Origin of the sequence: Paenibacillus chibensis (genome assembly GCF_004001045.1) — a bacterium.
In the GTDB taxonomy this organism is placed as follows: Bacteria; Bacillota; Bacilli; order Paenibacillales; family Paenibacillaceae; genus Paenibacillus_AQ; species Paenibacillus_AQ chibensis.
In genome coordinates, this window is sequence record NZ_BIMK01000003.1 from 55,984 (window position 1) to 70,077 (window position 14,094).

At 52.8% G+C, this 14,094-nt stretch carries 11 protein-coding genes; 1 reads left to right on the forward strand and 10 read right to left on the reverse strand.

The window, feature by feature from the left end:
- Positions 1 to 2: 2 nt before the first annotated feature.
- From PCH05_RS02695 to PCH05_RS02715, 5 genes are all read right to left on the reverse strand, one after another.
- Positions 3 to 929, reverse strand: coding sequence for an ABC transporter permease (locus PCH05_RS02695; protein WP_127600412.1), 927 nt, complete (start codon positions 927 to 929; stop codon positions 3 to 5).
- A 4-nt stretch (positions 930 to 933) separates the two neighbouring features.
- The gene (locus tag PCH05_RS02700; RefSeq protein ID WP_127600414.1) at positions 934 to 1,869 is read right to left on the reverse strand and encodes an ABC transporter permease; all 936 of its coding nucleotides are present in this window, start codon (positions 1,867 to 1,869) and stop codon (positions 934 to 936) included.
- A 106-nt stretch (positions 1,870 to 1,975) separates the two neighbouring features.
- Positions 1,976 to 3,625, reverse strand: a complete 1,650-nt coding sequence (locus tag PCH05_RS02705; protein WP_127600416.1) for a peptide ABC transporter substrate-binding protein — start codon at positions 3,623 to 3,625, stop codon at positions 1,976 to 1,978.
- Positions 3,626 to 3,737: 112 nt separating this feature from the next.
- Entirely contained in the window at positions 3,738 to 4,736 is a 999-nt protein-coding gene (locus PCH05_RS02710; protein ID WP_127600418.1) for an asparaginase, read from the reverse strand.
- Positions 4,737 to 4,777: 41 nt separating this feature from the next.
- On the reverse strand, positions 4,778 to 5,962 hold the full coding sequence (locus tag PCH05_RS02715; protein ID WP_127600420.1) for an ROK family transcriptional regulator: 1,185 nt from the start codon (positions 5,960 to 5,962) through the stop codon (positions 4,778 to 4,780).
- Positions 5,963 to 6,249: 287 nt separating this feature from the next.
- Between PCH05_RS02715 and PCH05_RS02720 the strand changes: the two genes are divergently transcribed.
- Positions 6,250 to 7,491: an MFS transporter gene (locus PCH05_RS02720; RefSeq protein ID WP_127600422.1), complete on the forward strand. Its 1,242-nt coding sequence runs from the start codon at positions 6,250 to 6,252 to the stop codon at positions 7,489 to 7,491.
- A 98-nt stretch (positions 7,492 to 7,589) separates the two neighbouring features.
- On the opposite strand, the gene PCH05_RS02725 is transcribed toward PCH05_RS02720, so the two are convergent.
- From PCH05_RS02725 to PCH05_RS02745, 5 genes are all read right to left on the reverse strand, one after another.
- The gene (locus PCH05_RS02725; protein ID WP_127600424.1) at positions 7,590 to 8,600 is read right to left on the reverse strand and encodes an endo-1,4-beta-xylanase; all 1,011 of its coding nucleotides are present in this window, start codon (positions 8,598 to 8,600) and stop codon (positions 7,590 to 7,592) included.
- Between the two features lie 71 nt (positions 8,601 to 8,671).
- Positions 8,672 to 9,586: a carbohydrate ABC transporter permease gene (locus tag PCH05_RS02730; RefSeq protein ID WP_164766530.1), complete on the reverse strand. Its 915-nt coding sequence runs from the start codon at positions 9,584 to 9,586 to the stop codon at positions 8,672 to 8,674.
- A 47-nt stretch (positions 9,587 to 9,633) separates the two neighbouring features.
- Positions 9,634 to 10,599: an ABC transporter permease gene (locus tag PCH05_RS02735; RefSeq protein ID WP_127600428.1), complete on the reverse strand. Its 966-nt coding sequence runs from the start codon at positions 10,597 to 10,599 to the stop codon at positions 9,634 to 9,636.
- 109 nt (positions 10,600 to 10,708) lie between these two features.
- Positions 10,709 to 12,424, reverse strand: a complete 1,716-nt coding sequence (locus PCH05_RS02740; RefSeq protein WP_127600430.1) for an ABC transporter substrate-binding protein — start codon at positions 12,422 to 12,424, stop codon at positions 10,709 to 10,711.
- A gap of 121 nt (positions 12,425 to 12,545) precedes the next feature.
- Entirely contained in the window at positions 12,546 to 14,081 is a 1,536-nt protein-coding gene (locus tag PCH05_RS02745) for a response regulator transcription factor (protein ID WP_127600432.1), read from the reverse strand.
- Positions 14,082 to 14,094: the final 13 nt, after the last annotated feature.

The following is a 14,094-nucleotide window of genomic DNA, read 5'->3' on the forward strand; positions in this document are numbered from 1 at the left end:
TCCTATTTCCGCATTCTCGGATCAAGCGCATCCCGCAAACCGTCACCCAAAATATTAAATGTCACCATAATCAGGACAATGACGATGGATGGATACAGCAGCAAGTATGGCTGGGTATTGAGCGATGAGAAGCCGTCGTTGATCAGCACGCCGAGTGACGACATCGGGGACTGGAGCCCTAGACCGATGAAGCTCAGGAATGCCTCCGTGAATATCGCCGACGGAATGGTGAACATCGTATTAATGACAATAATGCCGATCGTATTCGGAATCAGGTGCTTCCATATAATGCGGGAAGTCGGCGTTCCGAGCGTACGCGCGGCCAGCACGAACTCCTGGGATTTCAGCTTCATGATATGGGCCCGCACAAGGCGCGCCATATTGACCCAGCCCGTGATGGACATGGCGATCATGATCGTAACGATTCCGGGCTTCATAACCATCATGAGCAGGATGATAATGATCAAGCTCGGAATGCCGGTCAGAATTTCGATGATGCGCTGCATCACATTGTCTGTCCGTCCTCCAAGCAGTGCGGAAACCGCGCCATAGGCTACGCCAATGACTAAATCCAGCGCGGCGGCAAGCACGGCAATGAGAAGGGATATCCGCGTCCCCTGCCAGATTCTTGCCCACTGGTCCCGTCCGAATTTATCGGTACCGAACCAATGCTCCGCGTTTGGCTTCTGATAGACCGCTCCATAATCCGTCGAATAATAATTATGATGGCCGATCCATGGTCCGGCGATGGCGAGCAGCAGCATGACAATCAGTATGACGAGGCTGATAATCGCAGCCTTGTTTTGTCTGAGACGTCTCCAGCTGTCCTGGAATGCCGAGAGGGATTTCTTGGAGATTTTCTCCTGATCCCCCGGCCGGGCCGCAGCCGGTTTGAATAGCGCATCGATGTTATGTGTGTCCTGCGGCATAAGCTTACCCCTTTCCTGAAGCCAGACGGATCCGCGGATCGACAAGGCCGTATAGCAAATCGACGACGAGCATGACGAGTACGTAGAAGGCGCTGTAGAACAGCGTAATACCCATAATCGTCGAGTAATCGTTCATTTTAATGGAATCGACGAACAGGCTGCCGATGCCGGGAATGCCGAAAATATTCTCAATGACGAGCGAGCCCGTCAGCAAATTGACGACGATCGGGCCCAGAATGGTGATCACGGAGATCAGGGAGTTGCGGATCACATGCTGAAACATGATTCGTATGGTACCCAGCCCTTTGGCCTTGGCCGTCGTGACGTAATCCTGATCCAGCACTTCGAGCATTTCCGTCCGCACGAAGCGGGCAATCAGGGCGATGACGCCAACGCACAAAGCAACGGAGGGCAGAATCGAGCTCGGGTAGCTTTCCCAGAAAGCCACGGGCAGCAGCCCCCATTTGAGACCGACATAATACTGCAGCAGCGCGGCCAGCACGAAGTTCGGGATCGAGACGCCGAGAACCGCAATGATCATCGTCGCGTAATCCCAGCCGGTATTATGCCTGTAGGCGGCGACAATGCCCAGGATCAGGCCTACGGCAAGTCCGAGCAGCACGGCCTGAAGACCGATCAGCGCCGAAGGGAACAGCCGGCCGGAAATGATGTCGGTCACTTTTTGCCCCGTATAGAAGAACGAGGTTCCCAAGTCGCCTTGCGCGACATTTTTAATATAATTGACGTACTGCGTGAACACCGGTTTATCGAGGCCGTAGCTCGCATAAATCATCTGCTTTTGTTCATCGGGAAGCTGCGCCAGCTTTTCTTCGTCGAAGGGCGTGCCGGGCAGTGCTTTCATCAGGAAGAAGGTTACGGTTGAAATAATGAATAAGGTAATGATCATGTAAATGATTCGGATACCGATATAGCGTTTCAATGCTGCACCTCCCGGAAGCATGGGGATCTATCAACCAATTTGTATGGTGGGAAAGGAAAGAGAGAAGCAGCGCTTCTCTCCTCTCCCGGAACGCCAGAAATCTGCGTTATTTTACATCCGCGTATTTGAAATCGACAGGGTTGCCGTACGGATGGTACTCCAGATTTTGCACCTTGCTGTTCAGCAGGAAGGAATATCCTCCAAAATAGATCGGAACGACGACCACATCATCGCTGAGCAGCGTCTTCTCTGCAGCCAGCATCATGTCCAAACGTTTCTTCTCGTCAGTTTCCTTTTTCGCTTCAGCAATCAGCTTGTCATAGTTGGCATTCTCATAGTTACCGCGGTAAGGCGTATGATTGGCCCACAGATCGAGGTATGTCATGGCGTCGTCGTAATCGGCTCCCCAAGCGGTAATCGCCATCTGATAATTGCTGTTATCCATCAATTGGCTGCGCGCTTTGCTTGTTTTGGTATCGATCACCATGTCAATGCCGAGGTTCTTCTTGTATTCGCTTTGCATAAAAGTCGAAACGTCTTTCACTTCGGACGTATCCGCGACCAGCATCGTGATTTTCGGAGCTTTTCCAAGCTCTTTCACGCCCTGATCCCAATATTCCTTGGCTTTGGCCGCATCGACGCCGACCAGATCCCCTTGCGTTTCACGGAAGGACTTGCCGTCAACCCCGCTCATTTCGTCAGGAATCAAGCCTGTAGCGGCTTTGGAGCCATTGTTCAGGACTTGATCGGCAAGCAGCTTGGAGTCGAAACCGTATTCAAGCGCCTTGCGGATGTTCACGTTGCTTACGCCGTCTGCCTTCAGATTGAACTGCAGGTACGTCGTTCTAAAATTGATACCTGTTCCAAAACCGGGATCCGATTTCGAAGCATTCACATCCGAGGAAGCCAAGAGCACGCGATCCAGCTGGCCTGCCTTGTAAGCATTCAGCGCCGTGCTTTTCTCTTTGATGACTTTCAAGTCGACTTTCTCCACCTTGACGTTGGCCGCGTCCCAGTAGCCCTGGTTCTTGACCAGAACCGCGCCGCTGGCCGCATCGACTGAGCTCAGGGTATAAGGGCCGTTATACAGCATGCTGTCGGCGCCAAGCGCATAGCCTTCACCTTTGGACTTCACGAACTCTTCCTTCATCGGGAAGTACGGAGCAAGCGAAGTCAGACGCAGGAAATAAGGCGTAGGCTGCTTCAGCTTCACGACAAGCGTCTTGTCATCCTTCGCCTCGATGCCCACCTGATCCGCCGGGCCTCCGGCTGCATACTCGGCTGCGCCGACGATGTAATCAGTCATAATAAAGGAATATCCGTTCGTTCCGGTTTTCGGATCGATTTCGCGAAGCCAGGCGTATTTGAAGTCCTGAGCCGTGACGGGCGTGCCGTCACTCCATTTGGCATTGCCCCGAAGCGTGAACGTGTACGTCAGCTTGTCTTCGGATACATCCGTTTTTTCAGCCATGGCAGGCTGCGGTTCATTTTTCAGATCCAGTCGGTACAGGCCTTCGTTAACATTGTTCAGAACGGTGAACGACACGTCATCCGATGCTTTCCACTGGTCCAGATCCTTAATCTCGTTCTCTACGTACAGCTTCAATTCTTTGGCAGATCCTGCCGCGGAAGATCCCGTCTGGCCGGAAGCGCCGCTCGAAGCGTTGCCGCCGTCACTCCCCGAAAACGAACACCCCGTAAACATGGCGGATACGACGAGCAGCGATGCCAACAGGCCCACCTTTTTCTTTTTCATCACATGTCCCACTCCTTTTGTTCCCCTTTGATGTATGATTGCACCGTCACTTCCCTATGGAAACAACGAACGAACCCATGTACAAGAAAGCAAAATCAGAACTTAAATCATGTTAAAAAGTAAAAGCAGCCTTCCGCTCGCCGACAATGATGTGATTGTCATTCTTGATTTCCTTCGGCACGACGGAATACATTCTTTCAATCGTTTCCTTGTTGCTGTAACCGATCTGTTCCAGAATCGAAGCCACGATAATCGGCCACGGCGTTTCCGAACCGTCGATCACTTTAAGCGCAAAGGCAACGCGTTCCCGGATTAAAGAGAAACAATACACGCCTTTGGCCCCGCCCTTCGCGACGATGTTGTCGTCACGCAGCAGCTCGGAACAAATGAAGTTGTGGCTTGCGATGCTGTCAGGTCCGGCGTGCATATATGCTGTCATTCTTTTGACCGCTTCGCGGGTTTCCGCGTCCCGGATCAAATCCGGGCAGGCCAGCTTGAGGTAAGCCTTGGCGATGTGTTGCAGTGGAAGCGCGAAGATCGGAAATCCGCAGCCGTCGACACCGATTTGAATTTGCTCTACCGGAATTTCAGCCATGTTGGCCAGCGTATGCAGGATATCCTGCTGGATCGGATGGGACAGCTGCCAGTAGGTTTCGGTATCGTAGCCCATCTCTCTCGCCGTGGCGATAATCCCCAGATGCTTGCCTGAGCAGTTATGATACAGCCTTCTTGGCGGCTTGCCTTCCCGCATGCAGGCGAACTTCGGCTCGTCGTTCAGCGGATATGTAGGGCAGCAAAGCAGCTGATCCTCCGTCAGGCCGATTTTGGCCATGATCGATTCCAGCGCTTCGATATGATAGGTCTCCCCACGATGCGATGCGGCAAACATGGCTGCCTCCGTATCGGTCAATCCGTATTTTCCGGCAATATTTTGCTTCATCACCGGAATCGCCTGAAAAGGCTTGGCTGCGGACCGCAGGAACGTCACATGCTGCGCGTTTCCGACTTCATGAATCAGTTCGCCTTGATCATTTACGCCGCACAGCACGCCCAGATGAACATTCTCCAGCACGCCTGCGCGGAATTCTTCCACTAATGGTTTGTAATACATCTCTATCCCCCGCTTTACTTGTTGTTCAAGATGCTACTTCCTTAAACTTGCTCCACCTGTTCCATCTGGCTTCCGATATCCAGAAACCGGCTTTGCGCCAGCAGGCCTGATCCGATCACAACGCCGTCGTTCTCGAAAGCCGAGTAAACGATTTGGAAGGTACCGCGCAGCGGCTCCCAAACGAACTGCTGCATGCATTTCTCCGCGATGAATTCCCTCACTTCAGGAAATCTCTCGACCAGCTTGCCGGTCAAAATCACGGTATCCGGATTGTACATGCAGGCAATATTGCTGATCGTCACCGCCACGAAGGTCATCGCCCGGTCAAGAATGCTTGAGGCCCAGAATTCACCGTCGCGTCTTGCCTGAAACAATTCGTCCAGACTGGCGATCGGTTTGATTTTCTGGGATTGTTCGATTAAAGAGGCTTCCGCGATGTAGGTTTGCAAGCATCCGACTTTGCCGCATTCGCATAATATACCGTTCGGATCCACGACGGTATGTCCGATCTCCCCCGCGCTGTTCGACTCGCCCCGATAAATCTCACCGTCGATGATGAGCGATGATCCGACGCCGCTGCCGAAGCCGATCAGCACCGAGCGGCTCGATCCTTTGGCGGAACCATACATGTGCTCGGCCAGGGATTTCACCTTTAGTTCGTTATCGACCGCTACCTCAAGTCCGGTATGCTCCTTCAGCACGCCAGCAATCTCCGTCTGCTTCCAGCCAAGCTGAGCTGATAGCACCGCAGTGCCGCTGGCATAGTCGATAATCCCCGGCAGCCCGACGCCGATACCGACGATTCTGCGGCGGTCAAAGCCTTCCTCGTCAATCAGACCATTGATTCCGCTTGCAATATGTTCAAGTGTTGCTTCTGAAGCTTCGTTCGCCTGCCGGTCCAGGATTCTGCTGCCGATCACCCTGCCATCCAGGTCAATGACGCCGATCCGGATACTCGCTTTATCGATTTCCACGCCGACGGACAAGACGGATTTTGGATTCACCTGGAGAAAAACCGCTTTGCGTCCTACGCTGGTCGTCTCCTGCTCAATTTCATGCATGTAATCCAGATGGTAGAGCTCGGAAACGATTCTGCTAACCGTGGTAGGGCTCATTCCGGTTAATCTCGCAATCTCAGCACGTGACAGGGGAGAATTGTTTTTGATGATTTCAAAAACAGTCGTTCTATTTTTTCGTTTGATAAAATCCTGATCGTGCTTTTGCATTTCGCGGATTGCTCCTCCACTATCATTTAATTATTTTCACCTATGGAGAAATACACCTTACATTTAATGATATATTTGCTTTTTACTCATCTATATATGCCTTTTATGTTGGTTATAGCTCTGTTATTCATTTAATTTCTCCAGTGATGTTATTAAAGAACTTTAATTGTTTTTCATAGGCCTGTCAATAACTTTGAAGAAATATTGGTTCTTGAAAATTTTCATGAAAAATACAATAATTACAGAAAGAAAAGAAGCGTATTCAGAGAAAGGTTGAAACATACATCATGAGTCATCCATCCCAAGCTTCACGAGTATCATCCGGAAAGAAGGATCCTTTCCCTGTCTCCATCCTTTCGCTGACGGTAGGCGCCTTTGCCATTGGCATGACGGAATTTGTGATCATGGGCATTTTGCCGAATGTCGCCGAAGACCTCCATGTAAAGATCTCCACGGCCGGGCAGCTCATCACCAGCTATGCATTGGGGGTTGCCATTGGTGCCCCGGTGATGACGATCCTGACGCATCGGCTGCCGCAAAAGCTGCTGCTCTGCCTGCTCATGGCTTTGTTTATTCTCGGAAACGGCATCGCGGTCATCGCGCCGAATTATAACGTCCTGATGGGTGCGCGTCTTCTTACGGCTCTCTGCCACGGTACCTTTTTCGGTGTGGGTGCGGTCATCGCATCCAATCTCGTCAAGCCCCATAAGCGGGCCGGAGCGGTCTCCATCATGATGGCGGGACTCACGATCGCCAATATAATCGGGGTTCCCATCGGAACCTTTATCGGACAGCATCTCGGCTGGAGGGCTTCCTTCGCGGTTATTATGGTCATGGGCATCGTCGCCCTGATCGGTATTATGATCTTTATCCCACGGATTCGGCAGGACGAGCATGCCAGCCTTATCAACCAGTTCAGGGCCCTTGCCCAGCCCAAGCTGCTCGTCATCCTGCTGGCCAGCGCCATCGGTAATTCCAGCCTGTTCGCGGTTTTTACGTACATCGCCTCTCTGCTGGAGAAGGTTACAGGCTTTCAGGAGCATAGCGTCACATGGATTCTTGTTCTGTTCGGCATCGGCGTTACGCTCGGCAATATTGCCGGCGGGAAGCTGGCCGACTGGAAGCTCATGCCGGCGGTTTTGGGCATCTTCGCTACCGTGTGCATCGTGCTGACGATATTTACGTTTACCGTTCATCATCCGGCGGCCGCGGTCATCACCATTTTCTTCTGGGGAGCCGCTTCGTTTGCCGTCATGCCGGGCATCCAGGTCAAAATCATGAATATGGCCCAGGAAGCGCCTGCGCTTGCCTCCACCTCCAATCACTCCGCAGGCAATTTAGGCAATGCTTTCGGTGCTTTCTTCGGCGGTTGGGTCATCGATAACATGGGACTCACCTCCCTGCCTTGGGTTGGAGCCGTGCTGGTCGGCATCGCCCTTCTGATCGGCTTCAGCGTGTACGCGATGGAACGCAAGGCGGCCCATGCCCCTTCGGGCCATCACACCGAATCCCAAGGAGCATCGCTATAAACCCATGTCCACACAAAAAGGCAGCGTCCTGCAGAAGCAGGCGCTGCCTTTTACAATTGAAGACCGGTGGTTTGTATTCGCAAGACAATGTCCACCATTTATGATAATGTCTGAATGCGATCAAACGCAGGCTTCGGACGGTGCCGCTCATCAAATAGAAACGGCCAATTTTTACGGCCAGGCACCGGAAAACCATCCAGCCAGGTATAATCGTCTGCCGCCCCCCAGAAGGTGACCGAGCTGATAACATCGCGATATTCCCTCAACAGCTTGAACACCGCTTCATAACGTTCGGCCTGCCGCTCCAGCATGCCCGGTTCTGGCGCCGTCAATCCTTCGCGTCTGTCCTCGAACCGGAACACCGACATGTCAAGCTCCGTCAGCTGAAGCTGCAATCCTAACGATGCATATTTTTCGATCGCCGCCCGGATATCGTCAAGCACCGGGTCATACAAATTCCAGTGCGCCTGCAGGCCGATGCCATGGATCGGCACGCCCCGCTCCAGCAGCGACTTGACCAAAGCATAAATTTTATCCCGCTTCAGCGGATCGGATTCGTTGTAATCATTGTAAAACAGCACCGCTTCCGGATCGGCTTCATGCGCATACTCGAATGCTTTGCCGATAAAATCGGGACCGGCGATATCCAGCCAGCGGGACGGCCGCAGCAGCTCTCCGCCTTCGTCCGCAATGACCTCGTTAACCACGTCCCAGGCGTAAATATCCTGCTTGTAGCGTCCGACGACCGTCTGAATATGGGACCGGAGCCGTTTGAGCAGCTCGGCTTGGTCAACCGGCTGCCCCTGCCGGTCCTCGAACAGCCAGTCGGGCGTCTGGTTATGCCACACCAGCGTATGCCCGCGCATGGCCATCCCGTTGGTCCGGGCGAAGCGGGCAAGCTCATCGGCGGCTTCGAACGTGTATACTTCCTCCTGCGGATGCACGCTGATGAATTTCATCTCGTTTTCCGCCGTAATGCTGTTGAAATGGTGCGTGAGCAGCTCCTGCTGCGTGACGATCGTTAGCGGATTGACGGCCGCGCCGATCTTGAAATCGTCCGCAAACCGCTTTTTAAGTTCCGATTCGGTACGTATATGGATCGGATTCATTGGTCTTTCCTCCTCGCTGTCTTATTCCATTCCGGCAGTAAGTTTTACGGGATGCAAACCGGACATAGCCTTTATTCCTTCACACTGCCCACGTTCAGGCCCACCACAAAGTATTTTTGCATGAAAGGATATACCACCAGGATCGGAACCGCCGCGACGACCGTCACCGCCGCCCGGATTGACAGCGGAGTCACGAGCGAAATCGCCGAATCCTGCGTCATCCCCACGCCTGCCGCTACGTTCGGATTGTTGTTCGAATTCATGCTTGAAGACAACAGCTTCATCAGCTCGTACTGCAGTGTGCTCAGATCCTGCTTCGACGACGTGTACAGGAACGCATCAAACCATGAGTTCCATGCACCCACGGCCACGAACAGGGCGATGGTCGCCAGCACCGGCGTGCAAAGCGGAAAGATGATCCGCATAAAAATCTTGAAATCGCCCGCGCCGTCTATTTTCGCCGACTCCACCAGGCTTTCGGGAATCGTCCCGATATACGTGCGGATGACGATCATGTTGAACGCGCTGATCATCGAAGGGAAAATGTACACCCAGAAGCTGTTCAGCAAATGCAAATCCTTGATGAGGAAATACCCCGGAATCAAGCCGGCGCTGAAATACATCGTCAGCACGAAAATCACCGTGATCGGCTTGCGGAAAATGTATTCCTTGCGGCTGAGCGTGTACGAAAGCATGGTCGTCAAAAAAATATTGAGCACGGTCGACAGCACCGTACGGGCTACCGAGATCCAGAAGGCGTTATAGATCGTGCCCGAGGCGAACACCGCCTTATAATTTTGCAGCGTCCACTGTCTCGGCCACAGGTAGATGCCGCCGCGAATCGTATCGTTGCCCGCGTTAAACGAAACCACGATCGTATTCAAAAATGGATACAGCGTCACAATAACCAGTACGATCATGAAAACGGAATTGAATGTATGAAAAAGAGCCGGTTCCAGTCTCCCCATGCCAGAGCTTGGTTTCATGGCAACACCTGCGGAACGCTGCGGGCTGAGTTTTCGATTATCCATGGTCATAACAGCCTCTCTTCCCCGAGCCGCTTGGCGGTTTGATTCGCCAGCAGCAGCATCGTCACACTGACGACCGTTTTGAAAATGCCTCCGGCCGTTGCCAATGAATAGTTTCCTTGGGCGATCCCGTACTTCAGTACGAAGATATCGACCGTCTCGGCCCAATCCACAACCAGCCCGTTGCCAAGCAGGTATTGGACTTCAAAACCGGCGTCGAGAATATGTCCGATGGACATGATGAGTAGGATCACAATCGTCGCTTTGATACCGGGTAGGGTCACGTACAGCATTTTTTTATACCGGCTTGCTCCGTCGATTTCCGCCGCCTCGTACAAGGCCGGGTCGATCGAGGCCATCGCGGCCAAATAAATAATGGTGTTCCAGCCGACTTCCTTCCACACATGCGAAGCGCCGACGACGCCCCAGAAATACTTGCCTTCGCTGAGCCATAGAATCGGCTCCTTGATCAAGTGCAGCTTCATCAGGACATCGTTGACGATGCCATCCGATGCCAGCGAGGTGGCGACGATGCCGGTTACGATGACCCAGGACAGGAAATGGGGCAAATACGAAATCGTCTGAACGGTTCGTTTCCATACGATCTTTTTGATCTCGTTCAGCAGCAGTGCCAGCACGATGGCCGTCACGAAGCCGAGCACGAGATTGATCAAGCTCATGCCGATCGTATTGCGAAGCACTCTCAAAAAATCATCATCGGTGAACAGAAATTTAAAATGCTTGAAGCCTACCCAGTCCTGCTGGCTGAAGCTTCGCGCCGGTTTGTAATTCTGGAAGGCCATCGTCCAGCCCCAAACCGGGACGTAGGCAAACAAAATAATATAAAGCGTTAACGGAACCGACATCCAGATCAGCTGCTTCTGGCTTTTGATCAGGGACCAGGAGATCCGCTGCCGGGCCGGCTTTTTCGATTTACGGACGGCTTTTTTCTTCCCTAGTGTCTCCTCCATGTCAAGCTGCTCTCCCCACAAACCTTATTTCAGAAGGGCGGAAACGCTCCGCGCATCCTGATTTTAGAAAGTGGAAGGCGCAGGGCGCCTTCCACTTCTCCTATCCGGCTTATTTGCTCCAGTGGTCGATTCTCCACTTGATCTGCTCATTGATGCGATCCTCGTAAGCTTTCACATTGACTTTACCGATCTGGGAGGTGTAATCGCCCCATACGGAATCGAAATCGGCCGGTTTCGCCAGGATGGCTTTCGGCAGGAACTTCGTGGACAAGTCGTTCAGCTTCGTGTTGACGATTTTCGCTTCCGAGCCTTCAATCAGGTCGATGGTCCATGCTGGGTAGTAAACCGGATTTTCCGGCGGTTCGCTGAAGAAATCCACGTAGCTGTTATAGCCGTAAGCCTGCAGGAACTTCTTGTCGTATTCTTTCAAGCCTGCTTGATATTCTTCCGGCTGCGCCGCGGCATCGGTGGCATTCCCGTCGCTGAAGCTTCCTTCGATCTTCGGCAGGTAGGAGAATAAGGCGTCAGCCTTGTTTGCCAGCTTCCAGGTGCCGTCCGTAAATTTGTCGCGCTGCTCCTGCGTTTTCATGAAGCGGCCCTTTTCATTCACGATATAGTCCTCGCCTTCGACGCCCCAAGTCAGCGTCTTCTGCCAGTCTTCCGTAATCAGGCTATCCAGCAGCTTGATGATCTTCACCGGATCCTTCGCATTCACGCTGATCCCGAAGCCGTTGTTCAGGTTCAGAGGCGAGCGGTCGCGGTAATAGTCCTTCGTGGACGAATCATACACGAGCGGGAGCCCGACATAGGTGCGATTGTCTTTCTTCTGGGTGATCAGGGAGTTTTCCGCGTTCTGGAAATTCCAGTGCTGGTCGAACATCCCGAGAACCGTTCCGCTCGACAATTTCGCCAGGTACTGGTCATAGTTTTGCACGAACGTTTCTTTATCGATCAAACCTTTATCATTCATTTCATTCAGCTTTTTGTAATATTGCTTGGCATAATCCTTATCCGCGAAAATTTCCGCAACTCCGTCCTTCACGACGACACCGCCGTCATTCGGATGTCCGATCAGATGCTGCGGCGCATTGAACAGACCCCAGTTTCTCCAGTCATAGTTCAGGATTTCGAAGCCGATGGTCGGACTGCCGTCAATCGTCGAATGCTTTTCTTTATATTTCTCGATCAGGTCGAAATATTCGTCCAGTGTCTTAACTTTCGGATAGCCGGCTTCCTCCAGCACGTCCTTCTGGATCCAGAACGCCGGTCCGGAATACCAGGTGCTGTTCAATTTTCCGTTGTATACGCCATAGTTCGGCAATACGTAAATGTGTCCGTCGCTTGGATCCTTCATCATGTTCCAGTAGTCCGCGTAATGCTTTTTCAGGTTCGGAGCGTATTTCTCGATCAGATCCTCCAGCGGAATGAAGGCCCCTGCCGCCGTCAGCTTCGTATTACCGGTCATCAGGTCCGGGTAGTCAGAGCCTGCGATCATGACGCCCAGCTTCTGATTGATGTCCCCGGCCAAAAACTCAAAATTAAAGGATGCGCCGAGTTCGTCTTTGATCTTTTTGTAGATCTTGTTGTCCGGCGTCGGCTGCTGTCCAGCTTCCCCGATGAAAACACTGACATTAAATGGTTCAACCTTGCCGTCTTTTCCGTCCTTGTTATCATTGCTACCCGTCTCTGCTTGTTCCGTGGAGCCTTTACTGCCATCTGTGCTTGACCCCGCATTCTTGCTTCCGCCGCAACCCGACAGAACCACGCTGAATGCCAGCACCATCAGCAGGCTTAGCCGTAGCAACGCTCCTGACTTACCCCCCATGTAAAGCACCTCCGTCATTTTCTAGCTACATTTTGTAAGCCTTTTCATGTAACCTGTCTTTATTGTAAAAGCGCTGCCAAGGCCAAACTATAGCGCAATTAAAGGAGTAACCCTAAAAACTTTAGGACCTGTTTTTTCGGTATTCGGTGGGGGAAACTTTCATCCTTGCCTCGAACTGTTTCAGAAATTGCCCGTATTGGCCGTACCCGACCCGCTCGGCGATTTCGCTGTTCCTCAGGCTGCTGTTCTCCATCAGCGACGCGGCGGCTTCGATGCGCAGATTATGCAGCATTTCATGAAAGCCGATTCCGTTCTTCTTCCAAAGCAGCTGTCCGAGATATGCGGGATGCAGATAGAAAACCTCGGCCAGCTGCTTTATGGTAAGGCATTCGTGATAGTGCGACCGGATGTAGGCATTAATCTCATGAATGATGCCCTGGGATTGTTTCGCACGCTCGCTTCGCAGCAGAGAGATGCAGTCCAGCCCGCAGGACAGCAGGCTGAACTCGATATCTTCAAGCGTCGGAAGAAAACGCCCCTGAGAGCGGGCATATGTATCGATTAAGAGCTCTGCTTGCTTTCCCGCCGCTTCCTTCACCAGGTCCATCATGCGGAACATCGTATGGATCGCCAGCTTGATCACGGTTTCCGGCTCAACCATCCTGTCGCGAAAATCTTTGACCGCCGTGCTCACGGCCTGGCGAAACGCAGCTTGATCCAACAGGTTGACCGCTGCAACGGATTCTTCCACCAGCCTCATGACATCGGATCGGACGCTAAATGTCCGGTTCCGTATGTTTGCGTACCAAACGATGCCGTCATCGTCTTTTCCGTAAAAACGATGTCGTAATGCTTCCCTCGCCGCAGCGTAGCTCTTGTCGATCGACTGCAGATCCTCCTGCTTCTCCCCTACGGCCAAAATCGTCCGTGAGGAAACCGGCTGCAGTTGCGCATGCAAATACCGCGGCAGTTCCTCTTCCCTGTGCTCTTGCGCGGAACCAAAACCGTATACGACTCCGAAACAGTTCATTTCCAGATCCACCAGGTATGCCGCCTCTCGCTGCTTCAGCAGCTCAAGGGTACGTTCTTGGGCATCGGCATAACATGGCGGCTCTGTCCGGACCAGACAAATATTCCAGCCGGCAGCAGCTGCAGCGATCCCGCTCAGGATAGCCTGATCGCCCCGTTCTTCCGGCTCGCCTAACAGACGCCTTTTCAGGCATTGGGCAATCTCCTCGCGCCTTGCGATCCGCTCGACGCTTTGCTTTTCCGTTGCCTGCGCCAGCTCGTCATAGATCTCCCGAAGCGCCAGCTCCGCCTCCTCGGGAATGACCGGCTTCAAGAGGTAATGGTTTACACCGATCTGAATCGAGGTCCGGGCGTATTCGAAATCGCTATAACCGCTTAGAACAGCGAACTTCACCTGCTTGCCGCCATCCCGCTGCCAAGCCGAGATCATCTCCAGCCCGCTCATCAGCGGCATCCTGACGTCGGTAACGACCAAATCCGGCTGCAGCCGCTCCATCATCGCAAGCCCCTCGATGCCATTGCTTCCCGTGCCGCAAACTTCGAAGCCAAGCATGGGCCAATCCACCCACATCTGCAGCCCCTCAAGCGCCCCCGGCTCATCATCAATCAGCAGCACCTTGAATTTCATACCGTCCCCTCCC

Bases quoted from the DNA above. Each gene is read 5' to 3' on its own strand.
- PCH05_RS02725 (WP_127600424.1), bottom strand. From the start codon at position 8,600: ATGAATCCGATCCATATACGTACCGAATCGGAACTTAAAAAGCGGTTT.
- PCH05_RS02730 (WP_164766530.1), bottom strand. From the start codon at position 9,586: ATGAAACCAAGCTCTGGCATGGGGAGACTGGAACCGGCTCTTTTTCAT.
- PCH05_RS02740 (WP_127600430.1), bottom strand. From the start codon at position 12,424: ATGGGGGGTAAGTCAGGAGCGTTGCTACGGCTAAGCCTGCTGATGGTG.
- PCH05_RS02695 (WP_127600412.1), bottom strand. From the start codon at position 929: ATGCCGCAGGACACACATAACATCGATGCGCTATTCAAACCGGCTGCG.
- PCH05_RS02705 (WP_127600416.1), bottom strand. From the start codon at position 3,625: ATGAAAAAGAAAAAGGTGGGCCTGTTGGCATCGCTGCTCGTCGTATCC.
- PCH05_RS02720 (WP_127600422.1), top strand. From the start codon at position 6,250: ATGAGTCATCCATCCCAAGCTTCACGAGTATCATCCGGAAAGAAGGAT.
- PCH05_RS02710 (WP_127600418.1), bottom strand. From the start codon at position 4,736: ATGTATTACAAACCATTAGTGGAAGAATTCCGCGCAGGCGTGCTGGAG.
- PCH05_RS02735 (WP_127600428.1), bottom strand. From the start codon at position 10,599: ATGGAGGAGACACTAGGGAAGAAAAAAGCCGTCCGTAAATCGAAAAAG.
- PCH05_RS02745 (WP_127600432.1), bottom strand. From the start codon at position 14,081: ATGAAATTCAAGGTGCTGCTGATTGATGATGAGCCGGGGGCGCTTGAG.
- PCH05_RS02715 (WP_127600420.1), bottom strand. From the start codon at position 5,962: ATGCAAAAGCACGATCAGGATTTTATCAAACGAAAAAATAGAACGACT.